Below are 13,535 nucleotides of genomic sequence, written 5' to 3' on the forward strand. Positions count from 1 at the left end.
ATCATAAATGTATTTTTATACTAATTTTATGCAAATTTATGCGTTGTTTTGAATTATAACACAGATTATTTAAGAATGGGAGAAGCATCGCAACAGCTAAATTTATATTATATATTACCCCAAAACAAAAAGAGTTAAGCGGCTTATTCATGACCAGTCACTTAACTCTTTCTAAATATATCATTATTAAAAAATGGAGCTCATTTCTTTCCCTTTTTTCCTGTCTTCCTCTGATAAAGGTTTCTTTAAAAATCCTAAGATACAACAGGTAATAATAGAACCTAATAAAATACATCCAATATACAATAAAGGTTTATTACTTGCTATCGGTATGACAAAAATACCTCCATGCGGCGCCTTCAAAGAAATATCCAGCGCCATACAAATACCTCCACCTATTGCAGCTCCAATGATATTCGCTGGTATAACTCTCAGAGGATCTGCTGCAGCAAATGGTATGGCTCCTTCTGTGATAAAGCTGGCTCCAAGTACATAACTGGCTTTTCCAGCCTCTCTTTCCGAGCCTGTAAATCTATTTTTAAAAATCGTCGTTGCCAAAGCAATTCCAATTGGAGGAACCATTCCGCCAACCATTAGCGCAGCAGAAGGTTCAAAAATATTAGCTGCAAACATCGCTAAACCAAAAGCAGACGCAGTTTTATTGATAGGACCTCCCATATCAGAAGCCATCATTCCTGCCAATAAAGCTCCTAAAATAGCAGCATTAACTCCTGTTAAACCTCTTAACCAGCCCTCTAAAAATTCATTTAATGCTGCCATCGGTGTATTTAAAACGAAAAACATAAAAGCTCCGACGACTAAAGTACTCAATAAAGGTACAACTAATACAGAAATTAATCCTTGGAATGATTTCGGAATCTTTCTCATAGACTGAGCAATAAATTTTGCAGCAAAGCCCCCTACAAAACCGGCGATCATTCCTCCAAGGAACCCGGCATCTCCTATATTCGCCATCATCCCGCCAATCATTGCAGGTGCTAGTCCCAGCTTGCCCGCAATACTATAACCGATGAATCCCGCTAAAATCGGAACCATTAATGCAAAGGCAGCATCTCCTCCGACTTGGCTAAAGAAATGGGCAAATATATTATACTGCTCACTTTCAGGGTCTGCGGCATAAATTCCAAACATAAAGGATATCGCTATAAATATCCCGCCTACAACCACGAATGGAATCATGTAAGAAACACCGCTCATAATATGCTTATAAAATTGCAAGCCGCCTTTTTCTTCAGAAGCTTCTTCTTTCTCCTCTTTTACTTCTGCAGAATCTCTGTTTATCTCTTTTATATTATAGGTTAGCGCCTGATCAATTAGCTCATCAGCATGATTAATCGCTTTCTTCACAGGTACATCTACATATTTCTTCCCTTTGAATCCAGATGTATCCACATTGACGTCATGCGCAACTACAATAGCATCTGCATTTTGAATGTCTTTGGCAGTCAATCTGTTTTCAGGACCATTTGCACCGTTTGTCTGTATTTTTGCTTTCATACCCCGTTTTCGGGCCGCCTCTTTTAATGCCTCTGCTGCCATATACGTATGTGCAATCCCTGTCATACATCCTGTAATTCCAATTAAATACTTATCACTGTCATTTTTCTCTATATTTTCGCTTTTTTTTCGTTTCTCGTATTCTTCTATAGCACCAACAATTTCCCCGGCAGACAGAGCAACCAGCAGCTTTGCCCTAAAGGTTTCATCCATCAGGAAAGTTGAAAGCCTGGATAGTAATTCCAGATGATCATCAGATGCATTCTCAGGTGCAGCAATCATAAATATAAGATTGGTATGCTGTCCTCCATAATCAATTCCTTCTAATGTTCTTCCAAATATAATAGCAGGCTTTGAGATTGTTTTGCTTTTAGCATGAGGAATTGCAACACTATACCCGACAGCTGTAGAAATTTCACTTTCTCTTTTATAGATTGCCTGCTTAAATTCTTCCGGGTTACTGGTAAGCTCATTATCAGCCAATCTTCCCACCAATTCATTGATCACTTCATCCTGATTTTTTCCCTTTAAATTTAAAATAATATTATCTTCTGTGAGAATATCAATAAATTCCATTACTCTCCCTCACTCTGCTATTTATTTAAAATAAAGATGCGCATGGTTTGTTGAATTAAATAAATCCATTTTTTTCTTTACAACTTCCTTTGCCGCATTACGAGCACTGGGCATAATTACGTCCGGTTCATAAGCATCCTGATTTTCAATTAAAAAGCTGCGCATCTCTTGGAAGAAAGCATTTTTCATGTCGGTTGAAAGGTTAATTTTTGAAACCCCATGAAGATAAGTCTGAGAGATTTCCTCATCTTTATTGTCACTTCCTCCATGAAGAACCAAAGGAATATCAACTTGCTGATGAATTTCTTCAAGTAAATCTAATTTTAATTCTGGTTTCCCAGCATGTTTATATTGACCGTGGGAGGTTCCAATAGCAACAGCCAGTGTATCGACTCCAGTTTCCTCAACAAATATCTTCGCATCCTGAGGATCGGTATATAAGATTTGGTCTGCACCGCCTTCTGAGCTGTTATCATTCGATCCGATAGTTCCCAATTCCGCCTCTACGGATACATTAACAGCATGTGCCAGCTTCACTACTTCTTTCGTAACTGCTATATTGTCTTCAAAGGAAGCATGAGAGGCATCTATCATCACAGAGGTGAAACCATTTCTAATAGCCCGCATAACATCCTGAACAGAAGCCCCATGATCTAAATGAATAGCTACCGGTATAGAGGTACGCTGACAAATCTCTCTTACGTAAGCTGTAAATTCATCTCCCAACAGTTCGATTTCGTTTGGATGAATCTGGATAATAGCAGGAGCATTTTTTTCTTCCGCAGCCTCAATGACTACTCTTACAAACTCACTATTAGCCACATTATAAGACCCCACCGCAAATTGATTTTCATATGCTGTTTTTAATAAATCTTTCATATTTAATAACATCATCATCACTCCTCATTTAAATTTGATTCCAACAATGTATGAAATCTTCTTTGGTTTCCATTTGAACCAGCTTCACAACATCTTTTATATTTTTCGTTTTCTGAAAAAATTCCGTAAATATATATTCATTTCTTTCCACATCATCAGAAGGTAAATAAATAATAATCAATTGGACAAATTCATTTCCCCATTCCATCGCTTTCTGGTTTATACCAATGATGACTTCTTCTTTATATTCCTGCATTTCAAAATAGGGATGCGGAATAGCTACTAAATTACCGATAGAGGTATAAGACATTTTTTCTCTTTTCATAACCGCTTCAATAAACTGTTCCCGTTGATTGCTTTGAAGAAGATGTTGGATCGCTTGCTCCGGGTTATTTTCGTTTATCCAAAAGATATTAGCTCGTTCTATGATCGAGTTTTGAGATTCAAGAAAAAATCGGATCTTTTTTATTTCTCCATTGTGAAGCCCATTTTGAATCATAATAATATCTTTTTCGGTCTCTGGAGTAAACGCTAAATCGATACCGATATACAAACAGTTCTCATGAAAAGCATAGTCCTGAGAGCATTTCTCTATTTTATAAATCTCCAATTCGTTAAAATAGGTTGCTATTTTAGATGAAAGCAGCTTAGTACGCTCATAATTTCTACTGTATAAAATGATTGTTTTTATTCTTTTCTTATCCTGAGCTTCAAAGATATTTTGAATATGATAAGCTAGATAGGCTATTTCGCTATCATGAATTTCAACATTAAATTCCTTTTCAATCTTCAATGCAATATTCGAAGCAATACTAAATGAGAAAAAATACTCTGATTTCGTTTCCTTCACAAACGGATTATAAATAAGCAGGTTATGGGATACCGGGTAAATAATTCGATAAATATGATTCAAAATATTACTTTTAAATTTCTTTTGGGAATAGGTTGGTACTTGGTAAGCTTGCTCTATATTCCATAAAATCTGTTCAATTTTCTTTACAGTCTGCAAATCTTTGTTCTCTACTCCAGGTTCTTCTAAATCTAAGTGCAGCGACATTAAATAATTGGTTAAATAAATACATTCACTTTCTGAAGCGATTACATATTGGTGAATACCGTTACAAAAAGCATTTGCTACTTCAAATTCTTTAAAATCTTTAAAATCCATTTCTTCGCTTAATTCAATAGCAACATGATTACCGCTTTCTATTCGTGAAATCATAATAACCAATTGAACTGATATTTTTTTATACATTAAAAACTCCAGGTTTAAATTAAACTTTATATTGATTTCTTCTACCAGGTTTAAAATGCTTTCTATAACATCTTCCTGAACCCAATTAGAGAAGTTCTGCGTTAAAAAGTCTTGATAAACCTCCTTCTTTACAGAAATAGAAGTGAAAAGATTCTCCAGCAAAACACGTTTTTGTATCTCTGTGCCAACCAGCATAATTCCTTTAAATACCTTCGTGTCTATTGCAACATCGATCCCCATCTTCTCCATATTCATTGTCAATTTCTGAATTCTGCTTCGAATGGTTTGAGGTGAATAAAAGAATTTATCAGCAATTTCATCATAAGTCGTATAATCATCTCTGGTCATCAGAAATTGAACAATTTCAAAGTCCAGCAATGTTTCTTCCAGCTCTGTCTCGTTAACCATCAGCATACTTACATCGTCTGTTTGGAGCTTATAGCCTTCTGAGGAAGAAACAATAGAAATTTGATTAGATTTCTCATTAATCTCCTTGATATAATTTCGAATCGTCCGGTCTGTCACCCCAAGAGCTTCAGCAATTTGGACAGCAGGGATATACTCCTGTTCCTGATTTGATAGAAAGTTAATTAATTGATTGTGTTTCTTACTCACCTTAATCCCAACCTTCCTATGCATCTAATTTATAATATAATGAAGGCAGCCGCTATATTAGGTAAATTTCCTCCCCCATAGGAAATTTATTCTGTAGGCGCTTTCATACAGAAATGAAAATTGTGTATAGCGAATGCAAGAAATCATATCCTGATGGAGCTGGATGAAATCATTGCCTTTTGCTTGATGAAAAGATCATTTTAATGTTTCAAATGGTTGTTTTGGCAATTTAAATTAAGATATAGCATGGGATAGTAAATATCAGGAATAGCTTTCATGAACAAAAAGTAATCGTGACGGGACATTGTTATATGCATCACGAAAAATGTGCTCTTTACTGGTCTAATTTCTATTGGCTCCGTTGTATTAAACAGTATAGAATCCCTTTCTAGCGGAGGCGGACCGTTTTGACTCCTGAAAGGAAAGCGGAAAGCGTCGTTTAAAAACGTAACAACTGGACCGAAGCAACTGAGATAAAGGAATCACCGTGAGTTTACGAACGGATGATGACTTTCACCCGCGGGGCATAAGCGCGACTTTAGCTCTGTCTGCGCCTGACGGCTTGCCAGTCGCTAAGTCTTCTTTATCGTAGGGCGCTGTCGGGAAGTTGTCTAGTTTTTGACGCTTGTAGCTGGACAGGGATTAGCATCATCTGAAGATCCACTTTTGCCAAGTGCTCTTCTTGGCAAAAGTTAGCTGAAGAGCATGCCCCTAGGCAGGCTAAGATCGCAACGTCCTGGGGTTGCGATTACTCACCCCATCGAAAGGAGTTGTTGCAACGCCTGCATTAGTACGTCCTGGGACTGGGACTGCGGTTACTCGTCCCACCGAAGAGCTTTTGCGATTACTCGCCTCATCGAAAAGAGTTGTACGTCGAAAGCAAAACGGTCCGCCGCAGCGGTGCCTTACACGTTACCTTCTTTCCAGCTAGAGTTTACGCTTTGTCAAGAGATAGATGGAAGGAACGATCAACACCTATCACTATGATAAGAAAGTTACTTTTTAGGGTACGAAAGTTGAGTTACATATATTTACATGCAAGAGAAAAATTCTAATCTATTAGAGATACTCTTTTGTATTTCATTTTCCATAATCCGAACCAATCAGATACTTAAGAAAAGCCAAGCCCTTGTAGAAAAGACTCGGCTTTTTTCTTATGTATTTTTTCCTTACACGAATAAATAAAGCTGCGTTCTCAGCTTTATTTCATGTATAATAAACGTTATTCTGAATGATTCAAAAGGAGATTTACACCAATGCCAATTTCAGCTTTCCTCACATTTGTTTTTATCAGCAGTTTTACACCTGGCCCAAATAATTTTATGGCTATTTCTTTTGCAAATCGCTATGGATTTCGAAATACGATTTCCTTCTGTATTGGCGTTGGCTCAGGTTTTTTTCTGATTGCTTTAATTTGCAGTTTTTTTAACCGGGCTTTAATTGAAATTTTGCCTTTCATTGAAACACCATTAAAACTTTTGGGTGTTTTCTACATGCTATACCTTGCCTTTAAAACATTCACCAGCTCAGGAAGCACCGGAGAGCCCTCCACAAAAGCACATAAGAATTTATTTGTTGTCGGCACATTGATGCAATTTATTAATCCAAAAGCAATTTTATATGGTATTGCAGTTGTATCTACGTTCCTGCTGCCTTATTACAGCTCCTATTCAAGCTATATACTCTTTTGCCTTTTTCTTGGTATTGTAGGTATTTTCAGTTCTATTACATGGAGCTTATTTGGCTCAGTCCTCCAAAATTTTTTAGCCCGTTATCAGACTATATTTAATATTGTTATGGGCTTATTGCTTGTTTATAGTGCTTTTTCTATTTTGATAACTTGAGTAATTGATACATACAATAATTTTAAAACTAAGTAAATACTCAAGAATTGCTTCAATCGTTTATATCAGTGAATAGATCATTATACAAAAAACCATACCTCTATAGAAGTTTTTTTAAAGCACGATGTTTCTTTCGCCTTTAAAATCTGCTTCCAACGAGGTATGGTTATTTTATTGCCATTTCCGAAGAGGTTTATAGCCTGAGTGATGAAGGAAATCATACACTGTTTCTTCACTCAATCCATTCATGTTAATATTCTTTTCTAGAGCTGTAACATGCATTCGAGCTGTGTATTCTAATGTCTGCAGTGCTGTACGAGCTTCTTTTAAACTCGTATCACAGACAATTATCCCATGATTCTCCAATAAAAACACATTAGAATCCTTCGCTCTTTCTTTAACTGCCTGCGCTAATTCTTTACTGCCTGGATGATAAAATGGAACCCTTACAACTCTTTCAAGATAATACATCGACTCCACAAAATAATTAGATGGTAAACTCAGATCAGAATTTGCAATCAAAGTACTGTAGAAAGGAGATGCATGCAAAACTGCATTTATCTCTGGTCTTTCTTCATAAATTCCTTCGTGCATCAGATACTCTTTGGAAGGCTTCTCTCCGGCGATTTGACTGCCATCTTCACATAAAGAAAAGCTGTCCATATCCAGTTCTCCCAAGTACGTACCAGTGGCTGAAATGATGTATCCATTTCCCTGCCTTGCACTGATGTTTCCCGCTGTACCCCAAGCTAAATCTTTATCCATCATAAACTTTCCTGTCATTTGCAGTTCCTTTAATATTTGTTTATTCATTCTCTGTCGTCCTCTCCTTCACTTATTTCATCCATTCCACAACACTCATGGTTATCCCCGGGAAAAAAGTAACTATAAGCAAACAGATCAGTATAGCTATATAAAATGGCACGAGGCTCCTTGTTAATTTGTCTATACGAAGGTGAGCTATTTTCGATACAACAAACAGGTTCAGTCCTAATGGAGGCGTAACCATTCCAATCGCCAGTGTTACAATCATCACAATACCGAAATGAACTGAATTAATTCCAAGCTCTGCAGCTACCGGAACAAGTATTGGCGCTAAAATAATAATAGAAGCATTTGTTTCCATAAACATTCCAACTATTAATAACAAGAGGATAACAATTCCTAAGAATATCATTGGATTATCTGAAATAGAGGTTATGAACCCAGCAACCTGCTGTGGAATATTTTCAATCGTTAAGATCCAGCTGAACAGTCCTGCTGTAGAAAGAATCAGCATAAGTGTAGCAGTAGTTAAAGATGCTTGCGTTAAGATTTCTTTAATATTCTCTTTCGTAATTGCCCGATAGAATACAACGCTCACAATAAAGGCATATGCTACCGCTACTCCCGCAGCCTCTGTTGCAGTAAAAATGCCACTATAAATTCCGCCTAAAATAATAACTGGCATAATTAAGGCCGGAATCGCTTCTACAAATGCTTTCCAAATTTCTTTTCCTGATTTTTTTGGTTCCTTTGAGTAATTTCTCTTTTTAGCAAGAATATATACTGTAATAACTAAGCCAATTCCAATTATCACCCCGGGAACCATTCCAGCAACAAACAGGTCTCCTATAGAGGCTCCGACAGCTGTACCATAAAGAATCAATGGAATACTTGGAGGCAAAATAATGCCAAGTGTACCTGAAATAGATTGAACGCCGCCGGCAAACTCTTTTTCGTAGCCTCTTTTTATCATCGCAGGGATTAAAATTGCTCCGAGTGCCGCTGTGGCTGCTACACTTGATCCAGTAATGGCAGCAAAAAACATTGTAGTTACAACTGTTACAATGGCCAGGCCACCTGATACATGGCCTGTTGCAGCATTTGCCAGGTTTATTAATCTTTGTGATATCCCGCCGTGCTCCATCAAAGATCCAGCCAGTATGAAGAGAGGAATGGCTAGTAATGGAAATGAGTCCAGAGAGACAAATGCTTGTTGTGGCAAAGCAAGTAATGGAATATCTCCTGCTACTAAAAGTGCTAAACTAGATGAAATTCCCAATGAAATGGCGACTGGAACACCAATTAAAAATAACAAGAGTAAAGATACAACTAAAACAAAAATCATTGGACATCACCTTCCACACTTTTTTTATCCGGGTCTATTCCCGCTGCAATAATATTAAAGAACATCAAAAGGGAACCTATAGGCATAGCAGCATAAGCCCAAGCCATAGAATATTGTAAAGTTGGCGTAGACTGATCAATTACCAGATAGGTAAGATGTGCTCCAAAGTACGCTAATGCCAAGCAAAAAATAGCACTTATCCATAAAATAAGTTTTCCCAGTTTCTCTCTTGTTTTCGGGCCTGAAACCTCTAGAAGAAAATCAATTGCAATATGCTGATTGTTACGAAAAGCAAGACCAGATCCAAGGAATACAATATAGATCATTAGATATTTTGCTAACTCTTCTGTCCAGCTGAGAGGAATATTGATAATAAAACGAGTTGTTACCTGTAATACGACTAATATAGCCAGAATAACCAGCAATACAGCTAACAGATACTTCACACCACTATTTATTTTGTCTATTATTTTAATATACTTATTCATAAGCTTTACTCCCTCATACCCTGTATGGTGTCATATAGCTCTCTCCCATACTTGTCAGCTAATTTTTCATTAATATCTTGCACTGCCTCTCTAAATGGCTCCTGATCAACTTCGATAATTTCTACATCTGCATCAAGCATGGCTTGAACAGCTTCTTCCTCTTCCTGAAAAACCAAATCATTTTGATAGTTTCTAGCCTCTGCTGCTGCTTCTAGAACGGCATCTCTTTCGTCTTCGGTTAGTCCTTCAAATGTTTTATCACTCATTAAAAGCTGAACATAGCCAAATACGTGATCTGTCATCACCAGATAGTCCTGCACTTCCTGGATACGGGCACTGGCAGTAAATTCTATTGGATTTTCCTGTGCGTCTATGACACCTGTTTGCAGAGAGGAATAAACCTCACCAAAATTCATCGGTGTCGGACTGGCTCCCATTGCTTTCCATCCTTCTACAGATGCTTCAATATTAGGTACACGAATTTTTTGTCCTTTTAAATCTTCCGGCTTCTCTACCAATTTATTCGTGGTTAATTCTCTGGGGCCACGCAACCAAAATTCCAGACCTCTTACTCCCGTCTCTTCCAGCATATCCCCCTGCAACCGCTTACCATCATCGCCATAAACAAACTCTTCCAGGTGATCTAAATCATGAAATAGATAAGGTAATTCCAAAATAGAATAAGGTTCATAGAAGTTGGACATAACCCCGGCTACTAATGCAAAATCTACCGTCCCTATTTGCATCCCCTCTACTAAATCACGATCCTCTCCCAAAGTAGAGCTTGGGTAAACCTCTACTTTGACAGAACCGTTTGTTTTTTCTTCGACCAGCTCAGCAAATTTCAATGATCCCTTATGCCAAGCATTGGATTCATTTTGAATATGTCCAAGCCGCAATACTTTTGTTTCTTTTCCATCAGCAGTTCCCTGATTACAAGCAGCTAAAAAAAGGGCCGTTATTGATAAGAGTAAAAATACTATTTTTGATTTCATTTTTATCCTCCTATTCAAAAGAAATAAGAACTTTCACAGAATTGTCCAGCTTTTTATCGACCATCTTAAATCCTTCTCCAGCTTGCTCATAATGCAATTTATGAGATATAACCTTGGTAACGTTTAATTCACCTTTTGTGATGATTTCCAGAGCCTTCTCCGAGTCAGGACGATTGTATGTCATACATCCAGCTACTTCTTTTTCATTTTGCTGCAGCTGCTCAATATCAATTTCCTGTTGTCCATGGAACATCGCTACAGTTACTACACGACCGCCTTTTTTTAATAAATTCAGCGCATCATTAACAATCCCCGGAACTCCGGCAGTAATGAAAACTTTATCAAATGACCCCTTATCCAATGTCTGTTTCGCTTCATTAACCCAATTTTGATTGTCTTTAATATTAATGACACTGGAAGCTCCCATTTCTTTTGCTTTGTCTAAAGAATATTCGAGTACATCCGTAACAACAATATTTTCTGCACCTCTATCTTTAACAGCAATAAGCGTTAATAGACCAATTGGGCCCGCTCCTAAAATAGCAACTCTGTCTGTTGGCTGTACTTCCCCCTTGTAAGCAGCATGCACACCGACTGCCAAAGGCTCTACAAGCACTCCCTCGTCATACGTAACTGTATCAGGCAATGCAAGAACCTGAGTTTCCGGCGCAATAAAGTACTCTGCCATGGTTCCCAGCCAATCTCCCATTCCCGGCGCTAAGCGGTTATCAGAGTAATTCACATTCCCTGTCATAATTCCTTCACTTTCCCCTGTACCAATCTGAGGTTCAACAGTAACCCGGTCTCCCACCTTAAAATGAGTTACCTTCTCCCCTACTTCGACTACCTCTCCAGCAACTTCATGCCCAATAATAACTGGAGGCTTTCTAAAAGGATGCAAGCCTTTATAGGTGTGAATATCCGATCCGCAAATCCCTGCTACCGACACTTTGATCTGAACCTCATCTTCCTTCAACTCTGGTAATGCTGCTTCTTTAACAACTACTTTCTCTGCATCATCTACAAATACTGCTTTCATGATTCTCTCTCCCTATTCCAAACTCATCTATTGGAAATAAATCATTTTTGAATCTATCAAATGATCTCTCATCAATTCTGAGCTTCGTTTGTCTTTTGTTTTAAGTGCCTCCAGGATTTCTATATGCTCCTGGTAAAACTTCCTTACTCTTCCTGGATCTTTCTTTAAATGACGTAACGTAATTCTACGCAAATGATCTTGATAGTTTAATAAAATCTTAGTAATCTCTGTATTCCCGGCAAATTCACTAATCGCTAAATGAAATTCATGATCCAGTGTTGCGAATAAGCTGACATCCTCTTCCTCTGCCGCTTTCTCCGTAGCATGGACAATCTCTTCTAATTCATTGCATTGTTCTTTTGTTATGCGTTTATAAATCTCATTACAATTAAAAGTTTCTAAAGCAACCCGCAGATTATAAATATCATTGATTCTTTCAATAGATATATCATTCACAATAATTCCCTGCTTTGAAGAAACTGTTACAAAGCCTTCCGATTCTAATCGAACCAGTGCATTTTTTATCGGTGTCTTACTCATTCCCAAATCATCTATTAATGTTCTTTCTGACAGGAATCTTCCGGGTTCATAATTTTCTTCTAATATTCTTTCTTTGATTTTCTGATAAGCAACATCTTTTAATAACATAATTACGCTCATTCCCTTAGTTTATTAAGAACCGGAATGATAGACTTTCTCAAAGAATTGCGGTCCGCCTAACTGACCACTCTTCAATGCAATCTCTAGTCCATCAAATTTAGGTCTCTCTGAATATGCTAAACATAAAGGGGCACCCGGCGCAATAGAATCCAGCACTTCCAGCCCAAAAATATCTAAATTAGATGTAACAAACCCTGAAGTATCGCCCCCAGATATAATTAACCTCTTAATCTCTATCTGGTCTAAAACCTTCTTGGTCCACTCTCCTAATCTCTTTCCGATGTAAATCCCTCTATCTTCCTTAGAAATACCTTCTTTTCGTAAATGCTGTTTTGTTTTTTCAATGATGGGGTCATCAGGGCCTTTAGCTGTATAAATAATTACCTTTTTCTTACGCTCTATTTTCTTCACTATATTTTCCAGGAATTCCTCAGCTTTTTCCTCATCAGTAAATAATTCATACGGTATTTGTTCTAAATGGAATCCAGCCTTCTCCGCGTTCTCCAGCTGCTGCTTTGTTACTTCGGATACACTGCCGGAAACAGAGAATATTTTCTCTATCTTGGAGTATACTATGTCCTTTCCTGTCCGAGAAGCTGCTTGATTCCTTTTCATTGCATCTCCCAAAGCATATTCAATGCCGGAGGAGCCTAATAGAAATTGAGTATCTGTTCCCTTCATTTTCCAAAGTATTTGAGATACTTTCTCCATATGAACATCATTTAGTGCATCAAACAATACAATATTGTCCTCTTCAGCATGCTTCTCAATGATTTCAGATACATTCTGCTCTTCCAGGTCTAAAATACTGACTTTATCTATCTGCTGTTCTGTCTGTTTCTGCAAATGCACAGCTAAATCAGCTTCATCCATTGGGGTTACTGGATGTCTGGACATTACAGGATGTCTGTCCAGACGATATACTTTATCTTGAAAAGCAGCAAAATGGTTCCCAAATACTGTATATCTCCCTAACATAGGAGCCGCTACTAATAAAGGGAAACTGCCTTTATTAAAATAATTTCGGGCAAGATCACCGGCAAACCCGATACTCCCTACGTCTGGTGATGAATCAAAGGTAGAACAAACTTTATAATGAACAAAATACGGATTTATTTTTTGAAAAAAATCATAAACAGGAACTAATTCTTTTTCCATGCCATTTTTATTTTTCGCACGGGCAGTTCCCGCTACTCCCACACAATCAACATCCTGGAAACGCTCCATCATCTTTTCATTTGGTATTTTTAAAAATAAAATTGTTTTTAACCCATATTGATCCAGTGCTTCCATTGCATCTGTTGATCCAGTGAAATCGTCACCATAAAAACCTAATATCAATCTTTTCAAGTATCCCACCTCCTAAAATCTAACATAGATCTAAGTTGAATCTAAAAAAGATACTAACATCGCTATTTTATTTTGTCAACGCTTTCTCGACATATATTTTATAACTATTAGAAGTAACCTTATGAAGGTCAATTTTTCTTATATAAAATCTCATTTTTTTATCAGGCTATATTCTAAAGTTCAAATTATTTAAAGATAATAGAGAT

At 37.3% G+C, this 13,535-nt stretch carries 11 protein-coding genes; 1 reads left to right on the forward strand and 10 read right to left on the reverse strand.

The window, feature by feature from the left end:
- Positions 1-186 precede the first annotated feature (186 nt).
- From IEX29_RS08235 to IEX29_RS08245, 3 genes are read right to left on the reverse strand one after another with little or no spacing between them, the layout of a single operon-like run.
- The gene (locus tag IEX29_RS08235) at positions 187-2,094 is read right to left on the reverse strand and encodes a PTS fructose transporter subunit IIABC (RefSeq protein ID WP_188733984.1); all 1,908 of its coding nucleotides are present in this window, start codon (positions 2,092-2,094) and stop codon (positions 187-189) included.
- A 21-nt stretch (positions 2,095-2,115) separates the two neighbouring features.
- Positions 2,116-2,985 carry a ketose-bisphosphate aldolase gene (locus IEX29_RS08240; protein WP_188733985.1) on the reverse strand — a complete coding sequence of 290 codons (870 nt, stop codon included), beginning with the start codon at positions 2,983-2,985 and terminating at the stop codon, positions 2,116-2,118.
- Between the two features lie 16 nt (positions 2,986-3,001).
- On the reverse strand, positions 3,002-4,843 hold the full coding sequence (locus tag IEX29_RS08245) for a BglG family transcription antiterminator (protein ID WP_188733986.1): 1,842 nt from the start codon (positions 4,841-4,843) through the stop codon (positions 3,002-3,004).
- A gap of 1,256 nt (positions 4,844-6,099) precedes the next feature.
- Between IEX29_RS08245 and IEX29_RS08250 the strand changes: the two genes are divergently transcribed.
- Complete coding sequence (locus tag IEX29_RS08250) at positions 6,100-6,687, forward strand: LysE family transporter (RefSeq protein ID WP_188733987.1); 588 nt, start codon at positions 6,100-6,102, stop codon at positions 6,685-6,687.
- Positions 6,688-6,858: 171 nt separating this feature from the next.
- Here IEX29_RS08250 and IEX29_RS08255 read toward each other — a convergent pair whose 3' ends face one another.
- Genes IEX29_RS08255 through IEX29_RS08285 form a run of 7 tightly spaced genes read right to left on the reverse strand, consistent with a single transcriptional unit; the run spans position 6,859 to position 13,338 of the window.
- On the reverse strand, positions 6,859-7,500 hold the full coding sequence (locus tag IEX29_RS08255) for a class II aldolase/adducin family protein (RefSeq protein ID WP_188733988.1): 642 nt from the start codon (positions 7,498-7,500) through the stop codon (positions 6,859-6,861).
- A 22-nt stretch (positions 7,501-7,522) separates the two neighbouring features.
- Positions 7,523-8,797 carry a TRAP transporter large permease gene (locus IEX29_RS08260; protein WP_188733989.1) on the reverse strand — a complete coding sequence of 425 codons (1,275 nt, stop codon included), beginning with the start codon at positions 8,795-8,797 and terminating at the stop codon, positions 7,523-7,525.
- Positions 8,794-9,285, reverse strand: coding sequence for a TRAP transporter small permease (locus tag IEX29_RS08265; RefSeq protein WP_188733990.1), 492 nt, complete (start codon positions 9,283-9,285; stop codon positions 8,794-8,796). The genes IEX29_RS08260 and IEX29_RS08265 overlap by 4 nt, the downstream gene beginning before the upstream one ends.
- 5 nt (positions 9,286-9,290) lie before the next feature.
- On the reverse strand, positions 9,291-10,280 hold the full coding sequence (locus IEX29_RS08270) for a TRAP transporter substrate-binding protein (RefSeq protein ID WP_188733991.1): 990 nt from the start codon (positions 10,278-10,280) through the stop codon (positions 9,291-9,293).
- Positions 10,281-10,290: 10 nt separating this feature from the next.
- Complete coding sequence (locus tag IEX29_RS08275; protein ID WP_188733992.1) at positions 10,291-11,319, reverse strand: zinc-dependent alcohol dehydrogenase; 1,029 nt, start codon at positions 11,317-11,319, stop codon at positions 10,291-10,293.
- A gap of 27 nt (positions 11,320-11,346) precedes the next feature.
- Complete coding sequence (locus tag IEX29_RS08280; protein ID WP_229720139.1) at positions 11,347-11,979, reverse strand: GntR family transcriptional regulator; 633 nt, start codon at positions 11,977-11,979, stop codon at positions 11,347-11,349.
- A gap of 12 nt (positions 11,980-11,991) precedes the next feature.
- The gene (locus tag IEX29_RS08285) at positions 11,992-13,338 is read right to left on the reverse strand and encodes a four-carbon acid sugar kinase family protein (RefSeq protein ID WP_229720140.1); all 1,347 of its coding nucleotides are present in this window, start codon (positions 13,336-13,338) and stop codon (positions 11,992-11,994) included.
- Positions 13,339-13,535: the final 197 nt, after the last annotated feature.

The organism is Oceanobacillus neutriphilus (assembly GCF_014645515.1).
Taxonomy (GTDB): domain Bacteria; phylum Bacillota; class Bacilli; order Bacillales; family Amphibacillaceae; genus Oceanobacillus; species Oceanobacillus neutriphilus.